This window comes from Gammaproteobacteria bacterium (genome assembly GCA_022340215.1).
In the GTDB taxonomy this organism is placed as follows: Bacteria; Pseudomonadota; Gammaproteobacteria; order JAJDOJ01; family JAJDOJ01; genus JAJDOJ01.
In genome coordinates this window covers 1-18492 of sequence record JAJDOJ010000074.1, presented here as the reverse complement: position 1 = coordinate 18492, position 18492 = coordinate 1, and the positions used below count along the sequence as shown (strand labels likewise).

Here is an 18492-nt window from a genome sequence, read left to right as displayed (position 1 = left end):
ATGTCGACGCCTTTACGCTGGGCAGCTTCGAGAGGCAGCTGAGAGAGGTCTGGGGCATGACGCCGGAGAGCGAGCCCGGATCGTTTTTCCTGCCGGTCGTGCGAAAGGAACTTCTGAAGCAGGAAGGAGGCGCGGTCGAGATTACGGCGGACGACATGCACGTGTCGAAGGCGCAAAAGAAGGGGGACGAAAAGCAACTTGAAAAGATCCTGGGAAATACCGGTGTACAGAGCTATCGATGGTGGATGCGGGGTGTGGCGCGCGCGCAGAGCGTCGCACGAATCGGCCGGGATGTGGATCGCGGGGAGGGAACGGGATTCCTGGTGAAAGGATGCGATCTGCAGGGTTCTTTCGGGGATGACGTGGTGCTTCTCACCAATGCGCATGTCGTGAGCGAGACGGTGAGAAACGCAATCAGGCCCGATGAGGCCGTCATCCTATTTGAATCGCACGACGGACAGGAGCCCATCGAGTATTCGGTTACTGAACTGCTCTGGTCCTCCCCTCCTGATGAACTGGACACATCGATACTGCGCCTCGATAAACCGGTTAAGGGAATCGAACCCTGCCCGGTCCACTCGCGCCTGCCCTCACCGAACCGCTCCCGCGTGTACATCATCGGCCATCCCCAGGGCGGGACCCTGTCTTTCTCGGTTCAGGACAACAAATTGCTCGATCACGAGGCGCCGATCGTCCACTATCATGCGCCCACCGAGCCAGGTAGCTCGGGCAGCCCGGTGTTCAACGCGCAGTGGAAGCTGATCGCGATTCATCACGCCGGTGGAATGAAATTGAGAAAACTCCATGGAAAGGCTGGAACGTATCCCGCCAATGAGGGCTTGTGGATTCAGTCGATTATCGAAGCGCTGAATGAAGCGTTTGGCGGCAGCCCGTAGCGGTGTGTTGGTATGCGTTCAGCCCCACAGATCCGCGAGCTGAATGACAATCTCATCGAACGGCGCGACGGAGACCGTGTCGTCGTCGCGGAAGATGCCCGATGGCTGCCACTTCGCATCGGCGAGCTCGTAGGTCTCGAGGGTGTGCGTTTTGGGATCGACGAGCCAGGTGAATCGAACGCCGTAGCGCGCATACAAGGGCATTTTCTCCTCACGGTCCGTACTTTTTGACGAAGGCGAGAAAATCTCGCAGACCCAGTCCGGCACGATCTGGATCTTATGCCCCTCCGGCGGCGATGGCATACGCGCCTTGCGCCAGCCCGCGATATCCGGGACCGTGATCTCGGTATCCAGAATAAGGTGGACCTCGGGCTCGTCAATGATCCACCAGCCCCCCGGGCCTCCGCGCCCGCGACCGTAAGGGCCCTCGATATCGGCGCCTAGCCGCGAACCGGCGAGGCTATGGGGCCAGGCCGGACGAGGCTGTGTTCGCAACTGTCCGTTGATGATCTCGCCGGTCAGTCCGTCCGGCAGGGCCACCAATTGCTCGTACAGAGAGGGCTTTCTCTCGATCTGAGGGCTCATGCCGTAGCGTTCACCAAGGCTGCGTTAACTAGTCGGCGTCCAAAAAAACACCCCTAATGGTGGAACCGCTGCGCTTGTTCCACCCTACGTGATGGGTCGTTCGGTGGAACCGCTGCGCTTGTTCCACCCTACGGGATGGGTCGTTCGGTGGATCCGCTGCGCTTGTTCCACCCTACGGGATGTGATAACTCATTGAAAAACCGTAGGTTGGATCAAGCGCAGCGGATCCAACAATTTATGGAGAAGAAAAACCCAGGCGTTTGTGGACGGATATTAGCGATAAGGAAAGCCTAACATTTCTATAGCTCCGCCGAGAATACTCCGCGGTCCATGGGGTTTGCCATCCATGATCCTGGAGCAGGGTGCCGGGCGAGTGTGGCATGCCTTTGGTGGCGGGAGTGTCGGCGCAATAGGATGACTGTGCCCGTGCTCCCGAGACTTGAGCGTTTCTCAAAGGGGCTCGCAGTGAGTGGAAAACGAGATTCGGAACGGTCCGTGTAGAATGACCGCTTCAGAGTAGCCCGGATGGAGCGATAGTGGAATCCGGGGATGCGGGCACCGGCGACTGGAAAAGAATTCCTGGATTTCGCTACCGCTGCATCCAGGCTACGATTATTTTTGGGGCACCTTCCGAATCGGGAGGGGCGTCGGGTTATGACAGGGAGGGGGGATGCCCCGGATCTTCTTGAATCGCAGTTTCTCTTGTTCCTTGTTTTCTCTGGTATTGGTACCGCTGAGCGTTCTGGGTTCGGCAACCGTTGACGAGCCCGCATTCGTCGGACGTGAACGATGTACTGCATGTCATGAAGCCGAGAGCGCGGCCTGGTCGGGTTCGCATCACGATCTCGCCATGCAGGCCGCCGACGACGAGTCGGTCCTCGGCGATTTCAACGACGCAAAGCTGACCGTTTTCGGCGTCACGTCCGAGTTTTTTCGCAAAGATGGCCAGTTCCGGGTCCGCACCGATGGTCCGGACGGCAAGTTGCAGGACTACCCGGTGCGCTACACGTTCGGGGTCTACCCGCTGCAGCAGTATCTGATCGAGTTTCCCGGCGGTCGCCTGCAGGCGCTGGACATCGCCTGGGACGCCCGGCCCGCGGAGCAGGGCGGTCAGCGCTGGTTCCATCTGCATCCCGAGGATCCCGTGCCCCCCGGCGATGTGCTGCACTGGACCGGTCCGAACCTCAACTGGAACTACATGTGCGCGGATTGCCACACCACCAACCTGGTCAAGGGTTATGACGCCGGCACGGGTCGTTATGAGACGAAATGGTCGGAGATTGACGTCTCCTGCGAGGCCTGCCACGGACCGGGCTCCGGTCACGTGGTCTGGGCCGAACGCGCCGCGAAGGGTGAAGCATCCGGGTCCACGGACAAGGGACTGACCGTCGTCTTTGACGAGCGAAGCGGCGTCGCCTGGTCGATCGACCCCGACACGGGCAAGCCCAGTCGTTCGAAGCCCGCCGGCGAACGCAAGGAAGTGGATGCCTGCGCCCGGTGCCACAGTCGCCGCGGCCGCCTGAGCGGAGATGACGTGCAGGGACGTCCGTTCCTGGACGCCTATCGGCCGGCCCTGTTGACCGAGGGGCTCTATCATACCGATGGGCAGGTCGAGGACGAGGTCTACGTCTGGGGCTCGTTCCTGCAGAGCCGGATGTACCAGGCCGGCGTGACCTGTTCCGACTGTCACGATCCGCATACGGCCGGGACGCGGCTGCCCGGGGATGCGGTGTGCGCGCAGTGCCATGCGCCGGACCGGTATGCGGTTGCCTCGCATCACCACCATCCGCAGGAATCCGCGGGCGCGAATTGTCTGGCCTGCCACATGCCGGCGACGACCTACATGGGGGTGGACGCGCGTCGCGACCACAGCTTTCGCGTACCCCGGCCCGACCTGTCCGTGACGCTGGGTGTTCCCGATGCCTGCACCCGCTGTCACGAAGACGAGGGACCCGAATGGGCCGCGCAACAGGTCGAGGCGTGGTACGGGCGCCCGGCGAAAGGCCTGCAGGACTACGCCGGGACGCTGGATGCGGCGCGACGCCGCCTCCCGGGGGCGGATCGGTTGCTGAAGACCTTGGTCGCGGACACCGGACAACCCGCAATTGCGCGCGCGACGGGGTTGACGCACCTCGGGGCCTATCCGGATGCCGAGTCCCTGAAACTGATCGAGCAGGGACTGGGGTCCGGTGACCCGCTTGAACGCCTCGGCGCCCTCGAGGCCTTGCAGGACGTGGGCCTCAGGGACCGTGCCGCGGCGTTCCCGCTCCTGGAGGACGATCTGCTGGCCGTGCGCATCGAGGCGGCGCGCGTGCTCGCGCCCTTCCTGAGGGCGGCGCGCCTGCCGGAGGCCTATCAGGCCATGCTCGAGAAGGGCATCGAGGAATACATCTCGGTGCAGGCGTTCAATGCCGAACGTCCCGAGACGCGTCTCAACCTGGGGGCGCTCTACGCCGAGACCGGAAGGGTCCGGGAGGCCGAACTCGCATACCGGCAGGCCCTGCGCCTGCAGCCCCATTTCATCCCCGCGCGCGTCAATCTGGTCCAGTTGCTGAGCGAGAACGGGCGCGAGGCCGATGCGGCCACCGTGCTCGAAGCGGGCATGGCGCTCGATCCGGGTGACGCGTCACTGCAGCACACGATGGGCCTGTCCCTGGTCCGCCGCAAACGGCAGGATGAGGCCCTGGAGCACCTGGCGGCCGCGGCGCGGGCGGCGCCCGAAGTGTCCCGCTACGCCTATGTCTATGGTGTCGCCCTGGTCTCCGGCGGCGATCGGGACGCCGGTCTGAAGGTCCTGGCGGAGGCGCAGCGTCGTCATCCCGGCGACACCGACATCCTGCTTGCACTGGTGTCCTATCATCGCGACGCGGGCCACAGAAAAGAGGCGCTTGAATATGCCCGACTCCTGCGGGCACTCACGCCGGGAGATCCCGATCTCGAGCGCCTGATCGGTGAACTGGAGGGAGGTGAGTAAGCGCGAGGATAGGATTAGCTAGCGTCTTTGTGCCACGCCGATTGCCCGTCCGTGTCACACGGCGAAGAGCAATGCCTAAGCCAGTCGGCAGAGAAGCGCGGTATGTCCCTCACCAATATCGTCCAGTTCCCTGTCGACTACCAGGCCGGCGTTTTTTATCAGTGCCTTCATGTCACCCGAATGGTACATGCGGCTCTTGCCGTTCGCGATACTCGTGAAATATAGCGAGATTGCGTTGAGGCTGAATCGGGCGGCGTCGAATTTCTGTCGGTCCCAGAACAGCTCGGTTATGTACAACACGGTGTGGGTGTCCATAACCGAGACGGTATTTCTCAGGATCTGCAAGATTTCCTGTTCGGAAAAGCAGTCGAGAAACTGGCTCATCCAAATGACATCGGCGCCTTTGTAATATGGCTGATCATCCTCGAGCACATCGATTACATAGGTATTGACGCGATCGATATATCCCTCGGCAGCGAGGTTTTTTCGGGCGACCTCTAATTGCCCGGGAAGATCCATAATAGTTACGCGCACCTGAGAATCGTAAGCCAGGCATTGTTGTGCCCATCGGCCGGTATTCCCTCCAATATCCAGTATTTCCCTGACGGGATCCGAGAACACTATCGGCAGCATTTGCGCGAACACGCGATCGGAATAGAAATGATCGAATGCGAACCAGCTATCTGACGCGGAATCGGGAAGGCGCGTCAAGCCATCATACAGTTTATCCCAATCACCAAAGGCGATCAGCCCGCGTGGCTTACCGTCCCGAACGGACTCTATCAGGGCGCCCAGCGCCTGGTAACAGACATCGCGGGTAAAATTCATGTTTACCCTGGTCATCTCGTCATTGAGTATGAAGTAACCGGTTTTGGTCAGGACATAAACCCCCTCCGACTCCGCTACCAGACCGATATCAACGGCGAAATCCAATAGAACACTTGTTCCGTATTCTGAGAGTCCGACCTGGTCGGCAAGCCGTGCCCTATCGATGCCTGCCTCTCCGGCCGCCTCGATGCACGCGAGAAGACCCAAGTCACGCATCGCTATGGTGGCTTGAAAGGCAAAAGGTGCGAAGGCAATCCACTGAGCCAGCGACTTTGCCTCCAAGGCGCTACATTGCTCCGGTCCGATTCCGATTTTCATACTGAGCACACCCGTATGTGCCGGACGTCTATTCGAGGCTGGTTACAACCGCCGAGTCCTTTTGACCGGGGTCTGTAAGCCAATTCCATGTTACTCACCTGTTCATCCACCCTGCGCCATCGTGACGGAACCCTCCCTGCCATCAATCGAAGGTCTGTGGACTCCGATGTTCCACGTCGCGATCCGACATGTATCCAATGCTGCCGGGAAGCCGTTCTCATTAATTTTTGGGTCTACTATAGAAAACGTATATTTAACAATATGTTAAATACTGCTTGGTGCGGGAGGCTTCTTTGCTTACCCCTGTCGCAGCCGTATTGTACAATCTCCCCGTGGCTGTATTGTCGATGGAGCCCAATATGATAGATGAGCTGAAATCGCTGCTGGTGTCTGAACTCAATCTTGAAGATATATCACCTGATGATATTGATCCGGATGCCCCATTGTTCCGCGATGGTCTTGGCCTTGATTCTATCGACGCGCTGGAACTGGCGGTTCTGCTTGACAAGAAATACGGCGTCAAGATCAAGTCATCCGACGAACGAAACCAGGAGATTTTCGCGTCCCTGGCCTCACTCGCTGCGTACATCGAAGGCAATCGCACCAGATAGAACTTCAGTATGTTAAAGCCGATCGTGAAAGCGACCTGGCTTGGTCTGCTTGTTGTTGGATATCCCATTGTTATCTATATGCTTTTGGCCCACCAGGTCGCATGGCTCGGTGCCCTCCTGGTTTTCGGTGTGCTTGCCTGGAAACTTCGATATCAGGAGCGTTGGCTTCTGACGGTTATTATTTTTTTAATCAGCGCCTCTATATTGGGTTGGTTATACGGGCTGGAAGCAATACTAAAACTGTCTCCGCTGCTTGTTTATTCCAGTCTGTTCTACATTTTTTTTCGGAGCCTGAAGGGAACTTCTCTGATAGAACGATTCGCTCGCCTGGATTTTCAGGATGAATTTCCACTTGGTATTGCGGATTATTGCAGAAAGCTGACGATTGTCTGGACACTTTTTTTCGCCGCCAATATCGCGTGGTGCGTATGGCTCGCCATTCGGGGAGACGACGCTACGTGGGTACTATACAACAGCCTGATTGTGTATCTGCTCATTGGTGCGTTAATGCTGGGTGAATACTTCTGGCGGCGAATCGCGTTCCCTGGGCTGGAAATCCCGCCGCTCTCTAAGACTGTTCGGAATATCATTAACAAAGGTCATCAGATTTGGGAACAAGAAAGGCGTGACGATGCGTAACACGCATCGTAAACGCTGTCTGTGTTTTACTTCCAGTGAGGCGAAGCCACTGGCTTGTTTGGCAGGGAAACCAATTACAGTTGGCCAGTTTCGCACGGATGTCATCCGACTGTCTGCGCAGATACGGCGCAGTGGCGATATCCTGCTCAGTTGTCCCGGTCGTTATGCGTTCAGCGTTGGTATGTTGGCAGCGTGGCTGAGCGGAAAGTCAGTACTGTTACCGCCGAATTTCCTCGATGAGACCCTGCGAGACATCCGAGACCGATTTGAAATTGCCTTGGAATGCGATGCTGGCTGGGGGCGGCGTTTGCCGGGGTATACCGACGCTATGGGGCACGGTTGCTGGGAGCCGATAGTGACAGGTGATCTGCAAGCCGTAAAGCTGTTTACCTCGGGATCTTCAGGTGAACCAAGAATCGTCACTAAGTCCCTCGCGAACCTATTGAATGAAGCTGATGCCGTTGCCTCGGAGTTCGAATGGCCTGCGGGTCCGGTAGTAGCTACAGTTCCGCCCCAGCACCTCTATGGGCTGACATTCTCGGTTTTACTACCGTGGGTAACGGGCAACGCATGGGTAGATGAAATGCCACAATATCCACGCGATATCTATCAGGTCTTTCAGCGCAGTGGGGGGAGAATATTTATCAGCGTTCCTGTCCAGTACCAGGCGATGTTGGCATGCGGCGATGTGCCACGAGGCATATTCTGTGTGTCGGCTGCAGCGAAGTTGCCTCGCAGTCTGGCTCAACAATGGCAGCAACGATTTGGGAACGCTATTCTTGAAATATATGGATCCACGGAAACAGGTGTGATCGGCTACCGACAGAAGACATCTGTCGAGACCTGGCAACCATTTCCCCAGGTGAAGTTGTCTGTAGAGAGGAATTTGCTGAAGGTACAATCCCCATTTATGGGGGATGGGACGCCCGCGGAGTTCCTGACTGCCGACCGCGTCGCTTTACGGGAAGGGGGACGGTTCCTGCTTCTGGGTCGCTCGGATACCATTGTCAAGATCGCAGGGAAGCGTGTGTCCCTGACGTTCATTGAGGACTCCATCCTCTCTTATCCCGGTATCGTGGAAGCGGCGGTAATCGCCGTACCCGCCGGGGGACTCGTCCGTGACGTAGCGATCTGGGCCGTCATCGTTTCGAAAGAAGATCAACTGCTGTCGACTCGGAAACTGCAGTCGTATCTACGAAGCAGGCTAGACGGCGTAGAGGTTCCTAGGCGTATCCTTGTGGTTGACCACCTGCCGCGCACGCCTACTGGCAAACTACCGCGCCGGTCAATCCTTGAGTTGTTTGAAGACCATGACCGTGCCCGTATACAGGTTTGACGAAATACGTCGGTCCAGTGATGGCAATACCATATCCTGTCGCTATGTCGTAACCGAGGACAAACCTTTTTTCAGCGGGCATTTCCCAGGTAATCCCATCATGCCGGCAGTTTCGCAGATAGAGATGCTTAGGGCGGTGATGCAACTGCAACCGGACTGGAACTCGGTCATCGCAGGTGGGGCAGGGCTGAAGTTTACCGGCCTTGTTCAGCCAGGCGACACCCTTGCTATCCGGATTCATCGAACCCGGTCCAGTGAAATACGCTTCAGTATTGAGAAAGATGCCACCATGGTGTCCAAGGGTACCCTAAGCCTGGCAGGAGGCTCGAATGCCTGAAAGGGTTTGCGGGCTGGTCCCTGTCTACAACAATCCCTTGACGATCAAGAACGTAGTCGAGCGGCTGCGTCGGTCTTTCGAATATGTCATCGTGATCGATGATGGTAGCGATTATGCGACGGCATCCCTTATCGACCAATTGGCAAATCGAGACCGGGGACATATTCACGTACAGCATTTCTCTGTCAATCGCGGTAAAGGTGCGGCGGTAAAGGCTGGTCTAAAGAAAGCCCTGGACCTCGGCTTCAGCCATGCACTGCAGATTGATGCGGATGGTCAGCACGATCTGGATGACGTGCCCAGATTCCTGCAGAGTATGCGAGATACGCCGGAAGCGATGATACTCGGTGCACCGGAATTCGGGGAAGACATTCCGGCGATTCGCAAACATGGCCGCAAGCTCACCAAGCTGATAATCGCCATCGAGGCTGGTACGCGCACATTGCCTGATGCTATGTGCGGCTTTCGAGTTTATCCGGTCGCCGCCATTTGTGCCTTGCATACACTGTGTTCTAGGATGTGTTTCGATCCCGAGATTCTAATCAGAGCATATTGGGCGGGTATACCGGTACGGACCGTATCCACACGTGTACGATACCTGTCCGCCGACGAGGGAGGAGTGTCTCATTTTCGAGGTGTCCACGATAATATTCTCAATGTCAGTTTACATGCCTGGTTGGTATTGCAGGCACCTTTTCGTGGGCTGCTGCGACACGTAAAGATGTCGAATTTATGAACGATTGGATCAAGGTCAGGGAGAGGGGAACGTCCTGGACCATAAAGCTGATGATCCTGTTGTGTCGGCGGCCGCATCGCTGGCTGGTCAATCTGCTTCTGTATCCGATCACTGCCTATTTCTTCATTACCGGGCGCGCAGCGCATAAGGCAAGCGCTCATTTTTTCACCCTGGCAAAGGGGCATGCTCGTTGGCTGGACTACTATCGCCAGCTACTGTGTTTTGCTCGTTGTCTGGTCGATCGTGTTGTAATCCTTAGCGGTGACGCGGATCAGTTCGAGGTACGCTCAATTGGACGTGAATCACTCATGGAAGCCCTGCGAGAAGGGCGCGGAGTAATCATGCTGGGTTCGCACTTGGGTAGCTTTGAGGCCAGCAAGCTGTTCGCCTGGGAGACAATGAACATTGAAATTCACATCGTCGCGTATTTCGCCGGCTCGACTAAAATCCGCAGTGCGTTGGATGGGGTCAACCCGAAAATTCAGCACAGTTTCATAGACCCTACGAATCCAGATGCGGTTTTTCAGATGCGCGATGTCATCGACAACGGTGGCATTCTTGCGATACTCGGAGATCGTACGGGAATTGGCGAAAAGAAGGTAATAGTTAACTTTATGGGTGAACCGGCATTCCTGCCAACAGGCCCCTATTATCTGGCCTCCATATTACGCTGCCCGGTTTTCTGTTTCTTTGGCATGCGTGTTGATCAATGTATATATGAGACCCATGCAACCAAACTTGCCTGCCGTATCGTATTGGAACGGGGCAAGCGCGAACAGCAGGTGCAGATATATGCGCAACGCTATGCAGATATACTAGCGGCTATGGCGCGTAGGTATCCCTACAATTGGTTTAATTTTTTCGAGTTTTGGAAGTAGATGCCGATATCGGAACATGGCTGTTATCGTCCACTATGAAATTCCTTTTCATGACATTGACAGCCTTGGCATCGTCTGGCATGGACACTATTACAAGTATTTTGAGCTCGCCAGAACTGCGTTGTACCGCTCACTGAGTTTGGATGTCGACGACATCGATAGTGTTGGACTTGTCTTTCCGGTAATAGAGTCCCGTTGCCGTTATAGAGAGTCGCTCAGGTACGGACAAAAAGTCGAAATAGGGGCTCGTTTTCGCGAATGGGAGTATTATATCCTCATAGAATACGAGATTCATGAAATCGAATCAGGCAAGCGGGCTGCTTATGGCTTCACCAAACAGGTAGTATGCGACCGGAATGGAAAGTTGCAACAGCACGTACCGGAAAATATCGTTGGAACTATTTCAGGTCATGTTTCGAAAGCGATGGGGAACACGGCTTAGCCTGTTACCGTTCGTATTGGTGGCGATGCTGAATCATTTGCAGGCCGCATCGCCGGACTCGCTTGTTGACGTACTCGAGCGCATGCGCATTCAAGAGACTCAACATTTCAGGTACCGGGAAATACGGATGATGCGAATGCTGGTTGATCCATCGAAAGCCATGGGAGATATGTATATCTCGCCGCATCGTTTGGTGATATCGCAGCAATCGCCGAGATTGACGACTACCGCAATCTCAGCAGAGCGAATGCTTTATATTGACGACGATCAGGAGATTTATCGTAGTCTGAAACTGGAGCGACCATTTGCAGTTCCGGGAATGGAACCATTTATGTGGCTGGTTTTCGGCTCTGGTGGACTTGCGGATCTGGAGAAGGAGTATAAAATCGAATTCAATACGGGGGGGCAGCGCTGGAGATTGCAACTCACGCCACATAACTACGGGGAGCATGATATCGCCCGATTTTGGGTGTCTGGTAACACAGGTCTTGGACCAGACAATCTTCTTCTGGAATATGCGGACGGCGATCGTTCAGAATGGCAATTATTAGTGCAGTCGCGGGGGGGCGCAGCCGAACAGGAAATGCGTCGTACACTTGATCAACTGAGAAACTGCCAGATTCCACTCGATTGTGGTTAGTTAAGGCGATTGCCGGAAAATGGCATACCAGATCGCGCCGGATTTTCGTTCGTCATCAAGACGCGACAACAGGCGCATAGTCGAACTATGTCACTGTTGTCGCAACACAGAGGACGGACGAAAAGACAAGCAGGGTGGTATGTCATTTGACAGAAATCGCCTAATGACATTGGCTAGGATAATTCCATTGTGCTAATCGACGATGATTCGTTGGCCTTTGGCGGATTTGGAATCATATGTACCGTTGATTGACAGCACGATTGATCTCTGAGCTAGCAACTTTTGCCTGTCAGGGGTGGTAAGCCTCAGACCATATCGCGGGTTTCTCCACCCATATTCAATTTGTCCCGCCTCTGCATCAGGAGTCATTTTGCGTCGCTGGTGATATCTGGCACGGGGCACTGGACAAGATTGCCAACTGGTCATCATGACAAGGGCCTGGGTTTTTCTGTTTTTAACTGTCGGACTTGCCGTAACAGCAGTTCTGCGGACGAACATGCGCACCGACATCGGTGACTTCTTTTACCCTGGAGGATCTGAAGATCCCGGCTACTTAGTGACCCTCCAACAGTCCGATGAACTGGAACGAAGGTACCTTGTCAGTATTGGCCACCCTGATGTCGACGTGGCTGCTTCTCGTAAGTTTCTGGAAGAACTACAGAATTCGTTGGCACAATCGGGGCTGGTCCAGCACATCTGGACCGAGCCGCTTGGTCAGGCCGACGTTAGACAGCTACTGCGCTTTTATGCGCCCCACCAGCAGCATTTGTATTCGTTGGAGCCCGAACGAGAGATTACTCGGTTACTCGATCCGGAGGGTATGGCTTTACAGGCGACTATGATACGGGAGGCATTGCTGGGACCCGATCCGTCTCTGGCCAAGTCTCTGCTGCGTGACGACCCCATGTTGCTGACACTTAGTTGGTTTAGAAAGGTCGGTGAGATGTACAAACAACCGGAACCAGATCCGACTTATAGTGCGTTTTTCCTGGAGACACGCGATGCTGGCCTGGATACCGCAGCCCAGCAGAGGTTCATTCGAACACTGGTAGAAACATTCAACGGGTTGAATGCAGGATTTGGCAAGAGTTTCACGCTGGAATTCACTGGCGTTCCGGTGTTTGCCACTAGTATTCACGAGCAGGTCAGGCGCGATGTCAACCGCATTGGTACATTATCTATCGGGCTTGTTGTCCTGTTGTCCTGGCTTGTGTTCCGGTCGCTCCGCGCACTCATATGTATCTGCATCATGCTGTTTGCCTCGGCAAGTATCGCGATCCTGTCTACTCAGTTGGTATACGGCTATTTGCACGGCCTGACCCTGGCGCTCGGGGCTACATTGATTGGCGTCAGTGTTGACTATTTCATTCACGGTATGGTGAATTCGGGGGATCGAGCCGGCACCGACAGGCAACAAGCTATTCGTCGTATCTGGCCGGCACTTCTGCTTGGGGGAACGACTACACTCATTGGTTACACGGCACTGAGCTTTAGCGGCTTCCCCGGCCTGCAGCAGGTTGCCGTGTTCACCAGCAGTGGAATCATCGCCGCGTTGGTTATCACCCGTTTCATGCTGTCTGACTTGATGAGCCTGTTCCGCGTGCAGGTACGTCCGCGGGTCCATCTGTCTTGGTTGCTTTCCATCGGCATCAGTACACAATCGCGCGTCCTGATCCTTGCGGTAGTGGCGTGCGTTCAACTCATATACGGCTCAAGGATGCACTGGGATGACGACCTGAGTGGTCTTGCGCCAACACTGGAGCGACTCGCGGATACGGACCGCTCGATACGCGCGCGCTTTTCCAGTATCGAGCCGGGTCGTTTTATCATCGTATCCGGAGACGACATGGAATCCACACTGCGAGTGGCCGAAGTCGTTCAGCGCCGACTGGCTATCCTGATGCAGGAGGGCAAACTGGACCTGTATTACCCACTGTTTCCATGGATTGCTTCGATGGATATTCAATCTCGTAACGTAAAGGCGTGGAACGACGCAGTCAATGCGGATGTTCAGGAGCAATGGGATAGGGTATTGCTTGATAAAGGACTTAGCGCCGAGAGCTTTCCCGGGCTAAGCTCTCAAAACAAGCCTTTCCTTGATCCTGAACGGGCATTGACCTCGCCTGTCGCTACACTGCTTTCCACGCAGTTTATCGCGAAACCCGACGGTGTAGCAGCCGTCATTTGGTTGGGAAGGCACGTGCCGCAGGCCCTGCAAGACGCGTTACGACCTATTCAAGGGGCCCGCTATTTCAGTCAAAAGGATAACATTCAGCAGTTGTCGCGGGAATATCGAAAAAAGGCCCAGACGATGTTGATATGGGGAGTACTAGTTATCCTGATCCTATTAGCCGTGCGTTACAGATCCCTCAAGATCTCCGTATTGGCCCTTGCTCCAGCGACTCTGTCTATCATGATGATAGTGGCGGCATGGGGAATGTTCGGGGTTTCCGTTGGGATACTGCACCTGATTGGTCTGCTTCTAACGGCTGCAGTATGCGTGGACTACGGCATATTCTTTTTAGAGAATAGAAGTGGTGACATAAAGGTAACTTTTCAGGCAATCACTATTTCTGCATTTACCACGGCAGCGGCGTTCGGAAGTCTGGGTGTCGCCGAAAACCCGGCCCTGCATGCCCTTGCCGGGACGGTTGGCCCGGGTGCGTTGGCTGGTTTCTTGTTGTGTCCGATCATGCTTGGACGCCCCGGCAGGGGAATACGAGACTTGAACCTGGTATGAACGGAAGCGTAATGAATCCCGAATCTGTTGGGAGCGCAGTCCAGCCACTACCCGTCACTGCTTGCTCAACCTACAGCGCCTGCGGTCTTGGTACAGGGCGTCTGTACGAAGCCCTGCTTAACGGAGAACACTGCCTGCACTCTCCGCGTTTGTTTGAAATCGATTTCCCTGCCTGGTGCGGTGAGATCGTGGATGATCACCTCCCGAAAGTGAGCCCGTCGCTACAGGAATATTCCACGCGGAATGCGCGTATTGCGCTGGCAGCTCTAGACCATCCCGAAGATGGCTTGCGCGATGCCGTGAAACGGGCCATCGACCGCTATGGAGCGCATCGGGTTGGAATCATCCTGGGAACCAGTACCTCTGGAATCTATGAGACGGAGAATTTCTACAATGACCTGGAGGAGCAAGGGGTAACGGTATCATTCCACCTTACCCGTCAGCATTTGTGGGTGGCGACAGCACGCTTTTTGAAGTCAGAGCTCGGTCTGGAGGGACCCTGCTACGCGATCTCGACTGCCTGTTCCTCGAGCAGCAAGGCATTGGCGAGTTCCCAACGTTTGATAACGGCTGGCGTGTGTGACGCGGTATTGACCGGTGGCGTTGACTCTCTTTGCCGCATGACGATGTATGGATTCAAGAGTCTAGAGATCATGTCGGAACAGCCCTGCAAACCGCTGGATGCCACTCGCAATGGCATTAGCCTGGGCGAAGGAGCAGGCCTGTTGCTAGTAGAGAAACCCGATGATGTATTTTCTGACTGTGTCCATTTGCTGGGGTGCGGTGAATCTTCTGATGCTCACCACATGACTGCACCACACCCGCAAGGCAAGGGCGCCATCATCGCAATGCGAGCGGCACTTACCCAAGCCGGCATTGCCGAACAGCAAATTGATTATGTGAACCTGCATGCCACCGGAACCGTTCTCAATGACAGCGCGGAAATGCGCGCAGTTGAACAGGTATTCGGAACCAACACGCATTGTGGTGGTACCAAAGGGTTGATAGGGCATACGCTTGGGGCTGCTGGTGGTATCGAAACCATCATAACCTGGCTTGCTCTCAAGAATCGATTCAGGCCTGGCACCTGTAACCTGAAGCAGGTCGATCCGTCATTTCATTGCGCGGTCGTCCGCGATAGTGAGACGGATGTTCCGGTTGCCTTTACGATGAATAATAATTTCGGTTTTGGTGGAAACAACACGGCCGTGGTACTGGGCTGGCCGCATGACTGACACTGCCATGTCATCTGCATCGGTGGCCGTTCTTGGTAGTGGGGTATGTATCCCAGAGAGGGAAGTCGCGGACAGACTCGGATTCGCAGGCACGGAACTAGACACATCGCTTCTGCCGCCCATGGTGCGACGTCGCACCAGCATTGCAACACGAGTGGCCATTACCGCCGCGGAACGCGCCTGCGCAGCAGCCAGAAGCAGCCGAAAATTGCCGGCAATATTTGTTTCCTCCGCCGGAGAATCGGAAGTTGCAGATTCGCTCTGCCGTTCAATCGCGCGGCACGAGTTTCCGCTATCACCTACGCTATTCCACAATTCAGTACATAACACCGCAGCAGGTTATTGGAGTATGGTGACGGATAGTATGGCTTCGATGCAGGCAATGGCCGCATTGGAAGACGGATTCGCGCTTGGGCTGCTCGAAGCCTGGTGTCAGCTGCGTACAGTCGCGGACAGGGTATTGCTCGTAGTCTTCGACGAGGCCATGCCGGCACAACTGTTGCCCGATAACTCTTGGGAGACCTGCGCGTTTGCACTGGCGCTGGGTCGGAATGAACGCAATCGTCCACTGATAGGCCGGCCCTACCGGCATTCGGTGCCCGACTCTGCCCCGTTTGACAGAGATTTTCTGGAAAGTAACCCTGCAATGCTCGCGCTGCCATTGTTTCGGTCCTTGCGAGAAACCGAAGCCGGGCATCGGCAAATTGCTCTGTCTTCTGGATACCGTCCATGGACGGTCGATTTGGAAATGCCATGACATCGGTCATGCAAAGCGGGTTTGAACACCTGCTTCCGCACCGACCACCTATGCTGATGCTTACTCGCTTGCTGGCGCAAGATGTCAGCAACGCGCACTGTACCAGCGTGATCGATGCTAGAAACCCCCTGGTGCACAACGGACTGTTTCCCGCCACTGGAGGTATAGAGCTACTGGCGCAGGCTGCTGGTGTTCTGATTCGGGCGCATGTATCCGGGAGTCCGACGCGCCAGGGCGTTATTGTTCAGATTAAGTCCTTCCGGATCGAGCAAGTTCGCATACCCGTTGGAACGGAGCTGCATATTCACGCCCACTATGTCGCCGGGAATACCGAAGCGGCTATATTCGAAGGTAGGGTGGTATTCGGTGAGAGATGCTTTTTTGCAGGTACTCTGATGGTTGCGCTTCTTGAAGGTGGGTTCGGGTGACACGCAAGGCGCTCGTTACAGGTGGTAGCGGTGGAATTGGTGGTGCAGTCGCCGAGCGCCTGGCTGCGGAGGGTATGCAGGTATGGGTTCAATATCTTAGCAACCCCGATGGTGCAAGGCGGGTTAAGGACAGAATTGCTGAAAATGGTGGATTCGGGGCAATGATCTGCTTTGATGTTGCCGATCCATTGCAAAGCCGGGAAGTGCTGGATTTACTGATTGCAGGCGAAGGAACGATGGATGTCATCGTGCACTGTGCGGGTATCACTGCGGATGCACCGTTTCCCGGTATGGAAGTTGATCAGTGGCGGCGTGTCATTGATACCAGTCTTCATGGTTTTTTTAATGTAACCAGACCACTGATCATGCCTATGATTCGCCAGCGATGGGGACGTATCGTCAGTATGTCGTCCATTTCCGCTCTTCATGGAAACCGTGGACAGGCGAACTACGCCGCGGCAAAGGCAGGACTCATCGGTGCCACTCGCTCATTGGCAAGAGAGGTAGCGAGCCGGGGTATCTGTGTGAACGCAGTAGCTCCCGGGTTTGTGGAAACCGGGATGACCAAAGATATTCCGGCCAGCCTTGTAAAGCAAGTTGTCCCGATGAAGCGTGCCGGCAGTCCCGCGGAGATTGCGTCGGTAGTGGCCTTCCTTTGCTCGGATGAAGCTTCGTACATGACTGGAGATGTTCTCAATGTGTCGGGAGGTATTGTCTGATGCCCGCGCAGGAATGGGAAGTCATTGTTGCCGGATCAGGACCTGCCGGTTCTACGGCTGCTGCATTACTGGCGCAGGAAGGCCACAGCGTGCTGATCATCGAACGGGAAAGGCATCCGCGCTTTCACATTGGTGAGTCAATGCTGCCGATGAGTACGCCTGTGTTCGATCGTTTGGGAATCGAGTGGGACGAAAGGGAATATCTCCACAAGAACGGCGCGGTGTTCATCGATGAGAGTCACGGGAGAGAAGTTCGGTTCTGTCTGAATACTTGCTACCAGCCTTACCAGGTGGAGCGTTCCCGCTTCGATCATATGCTGGTTAACAATGCTGAGCGTTACGGCGCTACCCTGCACCAGGAAGAGTCGGTAAAGACCGTATATGTTGAAGATAACGGTGTGCAGGTGACGTCGAATCGGAATTCCTACCGAGCCAGGTATCTTATTGATGCAACCGGACGTGCGACCTTGATGGGAAGAAAACGATCAGGTATCGAACGCATCGAAAATCTCGGACGCTTTGCACTATATACACACTTTCAAAATGTAGACTCTCCGACCGCCCGGAAGCTGTACGCATCCGGGGATATCAAGGTCCTGATGGTGGATGTTGGTTGGGTCTGGATCATACCGCTTGTTGGAAATCGCCTGAGTGTTGGACTCGTGGTGCAGAAGCTCACCGAAAAATCACAGCATGGGGAGGCGCTCTTCGAGCGATATATAAATGCTTCCCCGACACTAACTGATCTGCTGATCGGCGCTGAGCAGGAGCGGTCAGTGCGGGCAGAGGCTGATTTCAGCTTCACCAATACGCAACGATACGGTCAACGATTTGTGTGTTGTGGCGACGCCGCCGGCTTTCTTGATCCCATTTTTTCCTCTGGTGTTTTTCTGGCGGTCACAAGTGCGCAGAGAGTTGCCGATCGGCTGCATACGGCGCTGGTCAGTGGTACTGAGGGCGATTCGGCACTACATAGTGGAGACGATGAAGCATACACCCTTGGCTTTCGTTCCATGCAGCTTTTCGTTGAACGCTTCTATCATTTTGGTATGGTGCACAATCTTTTCTTCGAGGCTGATCGCAGCGAGAGTGTAGTCAAGGATATTGCGGCTTTGTTGTCTGGCGATTTGTGGGCCGGAAGGAATGAATTTCAGCGCATGTTGCTGGAAGGTCGGCAGAATAAAAAAGCCGGGTTATAAAGAGCCTGACATCCTGCCGCGGAGCTGGCCGAACGCCTGAGGAATCCATTTGATTAGGCGATTTCTGTCAAATGACATACCATCCTGCTTGTCTTTGTCGTCCGTCCTCTGTGTTGCGACAACCGTTACATAGTTCGACTATGCGCCTGTTGTCGCGCCTTGATGACGAACGATCCCGGCGCTGCGCTGTCCCT

At 55.3% G+C, this 18492-nt stretch carries 18 protein-coding genes; 16 read left to right on the top strand and 2 right to left on the bottom strand.

Annotated elements, in window-relative coordinates; genetic code table 11:
- Positions 1–896 (top strand): serine protease (locus tag LJE91_05590; protein MCG6868209.1); only part of this gene is annotated, 896 nt, incomplete at its 5' end.
- 18 nt (positions 897–914) lie between these two features.
- Here the strand turns inward: LJE91_05590 and LJE91_05585 are convergent.
- Positions 915–1481 (bottom strand): Uma2 family endonuclease, encoded by a 567-nt coding sequence (locus LJE91_05585; GenBank protein MCG6868208.1) that lies wholly within the window; start codon positions 1479–1481, stop codon positions 915–917.
- A gap of 670 nt (positions 1482–2151) precedes the next feature.
- Between LJE91_05585 and LJE91_05580 the strand changes: the two genes are divergently transcribed.
- The gene (locus LJE91_05580) at positions 2152–4455 is read left to right on the top strand and encodes a tetratricopeptide repeat protein (GenBank protein ID MCG6868207.1); all 2304 of its coding nucleotides are present in this window, start codon (positions 2152–2154) and stop codon (positions 4453–4455) included.
- Positions 4456–4530: 75 nt separating this feature from the next.
- Here LJE91_05580 and LJE91_05575 read toward each other — a convergent pair whose 3' ends face one another.
- Positions 4531–5601, bottom strand: coding sequence for a methyltransferase domain-containing protein (locus tag LJE91_05575; GenBank protein ID MCG6868206.1), 1071 nt, complete (start codon positions 5599–5601; stop codon positions 4531–4533).
- Between the two features lie 347 nt (positions 5602–5948).
- Here LJE91_05575 and LJE91_05570 point away from each other — a divergent pair, with 347 nt between their 5' ends.
- The 14 genes from LJE91_05570 to LJE91_05505 all read left to right on the top strand — a co-directional run bounded on the left by LJE91_05570 (position 5949) and on the right by LJE91_05505 (position 18298).
- On the top strand, positions 5949–6212 hold the full coding sequence (locus LJE91_05570) for a phosphopantetheine-binding protein (GenBank protein MCG6868205.1): 264 nt from the start codon (positions 5949–5951) through the stop codon (positions 6210–6212).
- A gap of 9 nt (positions 6213–6221) precedes the next feature.
- Positions 6222–6851: a hypothetical protein gene (locus tag LJE91_05565; GenBank protein MCG6868204.1), complete on the top strand. Its 630-nt coding sequence runs from the start codon at positions 6222–6224 to the stop codon at positions 6849–6851.
- Entirely contained in the window at positions 6844–8187 is a 1344-nt protein-coding gene (locus tag LJE91_05560) for an AMP-binding protein (protein ID MCG6868203.1), read from the top strand. The genes LJE91_05565 and LJE91_05560 overlap by 8 nt, the downstream gene beginning before the upstream one ends.
- Complete coding sequence (locus LJE91_05555; GenBank protein ID MCG6868202.1) at positions 8162–8524, top strand: hypothetical protein; 363 nt, start codon at positions 8162–8164, stop codon at positions 8522–8524. The genes LJE91_05560 and LJE91_05555 overlap by 26 nt, the downstream gene beginning before the upstream one ends.
- Entirely contained in the window at positions 8517–9260 is a 744-nt protein-coding gene (locus LJE91_05550) for a glycosyltransferase family 2 protein (protein MCG6868201.1), read from the top strand. The genes LJE91_05555 and LJE91_05550 overlap by 8 nt, the downstream gene beginning before the upstream one ends.
- Complete coding sequence (locus LJE91_05545; protein MCG6868200.1) at positions 9257–10138, top strand: hypothetical protein; 882 nt, start codon at positions 9257–9259, stop codon at positions 10136–10138. Before LJE91_05550 ends, LJE91_05545 begins: the two co-directional genes overlap by 4 nt.
- 16 nt (positions 10139–10154) lie before the next feature.
- Positions 10155–10580 (top strand): acyl-CoA thioesterase, encoded by a 426-nt coding sequence (locus LJE91_05540; GenBank protein MCG6868199.1) that lies wholly within the window; start codon positions 10155–10157, stop codon positions 10578–10580.
- Positions 10531–11220 (top strand): hypothetical protein, encoded by a 690-nt coding sequence (locus LJE91_05535; GenBank protein MCG6868198.1) that lies wholly within the window; start codon positions 10531–10533, stop codon positions 11218–11220. Before LJE91_05540 ends, LJE91_05535 begins: the two co-directional genes overlap by 50 nt.
- 496 nt (positions 11221–11716) lie before the next feature.
- On the top strand, positions 11717–13960 hold the full coding sequence (locus LJE91_05530) for an MMPL family transporter (GenBank protein MCG6868197.1): 2244 nt from the start codon (positions 11717–11719) through the stop codon (positions 13958–13960).
- Between the two features lie 11 nt (positions 13961–13971).
- The gene (locus tag LJE91_05525; protein ID MCG6868196.1) at positions 13972–15195 is read left to right on the top strand and encodes a beta-ketoacyl-ACP synthase; all 1224 of its coding nucleotides are present in this window, start codon (positions 13972–13974) and stop codon (positions 15193–15195) included.
- A 7-nt stretch (positions 15196–15202) separates the two neighbouring features.
- Entirely contained in the window at positions 15203–15952 is a 750-nt protein-coding gene (locus LJE91_05520; GenBank protein MCG6868195.1) for a beta-ketoacyl synthase chain length factor, read from the top strand.
- Positions 15925–16380: a hypothetical protein gene (locus LJE91_05515; GenBank protein ID MCG6868194.1), complete on the top strand. Its 456-nt coding sequence runs from the start codon at positions 15925–15927 to the stop codon at positions 16378–16380. Before LJE91_05520 ends, LJE91_05515 begins: the two co-directional genes overlap by 28 nt.
- A complete protein-coding gene (gene fabG / locus LJE91_05510) occupies positions 16377–17099 on the top strand; it encodes a 3-oxoacyl-ACP reductase FabG (GenBank protein MCG6868193.1) in 723 nt (240 codons plus the stop codon). Before LJE91_05515 ends, fabG begins: the two co-directional genes overlap by 4 nt.
- Positions 17099–18298, top strand: a complete 1200-nt coding sequence (locus LJE91_05505; protein MCG6868192.1) for a tryptophan 7-halogenase — start codon at positions 17099–17101, stop codon at positions 18296–18298. The genes fabG and LJE91_05505 overlap by 1 nt, the downstream gene beginning before the upstream one ends.
- The last annotated feature ends 194 nt before the right edge of the window (positions 18299–18492 follow it).

Bases quoted from the DNA above. Each gene is read 5' to 3' on its own strand.
- LJE91_05565 (MCG6868204.1), top strand. From the start codon at position 6,222: ATGTTAAAGCCGATCGTGAAAGCGACCTGGCTTGGTCTGCTTGTTGTT.
- LJE91_05545 (MCG6868200.1), top strand. From the start codon at position 9,257: ATGAACGATTGGATCAAGGTCAGGGAGAGGGGAACGTCCTGGACCATA.
- LJE91_05505 (MCG6868192.1), top strand. From the start codon at position 17,099: ATGCCCGCGCAGGAATGGGAAGTCATTGTTGCCGGATCAGGACCTGCC.
- LJE91_05580 (MCG6868207.1), top strand. From the start codon at position 2,152: ATGCCCCGGATCTTCTTGAATCGCAGTTTCTCTTGTTCCTTGTTTTCT.
- LJE91_05515 (MCG6868194.1), top strand. From the start codon at position 15,925: ATGGACGGTCGATTTGGAAATGCCATGACATCGGTCATGCAAAGCGGG.
- LJE91_05575 (MCG6868206.1), bottom strand. From the start codon at position 5,601: ATGAAAATCGGAATCGGACCGGAGCAATGTAGCGCCTTGGAGGCAAAG.
- LJE91_05530 (MCG6868197.1), top strand. From the start codon at position 11,717: ATGCGCACCGACATCGGTGACTTCTTTTACCCTGGAGGATCTGAAGAT.
- LJE91_05560 (MCG6868203.1), top strand. From the start codon at position 6,844: ATGCGTAACACGCATCGTAAACGCTGTCTGTGTTTTACTTCCAGTGAG.
- LJE91_05570 (MCG6868205.1), top strand. From the start codon at position 5,949: ATGGAGCCCAATATGATAGATGAGCTGAAATCGCTGCTGGTGTCTGAA.
- LJE91_05520 (MCG6868195.1), top strand. From the start codon at position 15,203: ATGTCATCTGCATCGGTGGCCGTTCTTGGTAGTGGGGTATGTATCCCA.
- LJE91_05525 (MCG6868196.1), top strand. From the start codon at position 13,972: ATGAATCCCGAATCTGTTGGGAGCGCAGTCCAGCCACTACCCGTCACT.
- LJE91_05555 (MCG6868202.1), top strand. From the start codon at position 8,162: ATGACCGTGCCCGTATACAGGTTTGACGAAATACGTCGGTCCAGTGAT.
- LJE91_05585 (MCG6868208.1), bottom strand. From the start codon at position 1,481: ATGAGCCCTCAGATCGAGAGAAAGCCCTCTCTGTACGAGCAATTGGTG.
- LJE91_05540 (MCG6868199.1), top strand. From the start codon at position 10,155: ATGGCTGTTATCGTCCACTATGAAATTCCTTTTCATGACATTGACAGC.
- LJE91_05550 (MCG6868201.1), top strand. From the start codon at position 8,517: ATGCCTGAAAGGGTTTGCGGGCTGGTCCCTGTCTACAACAATCCCTTG.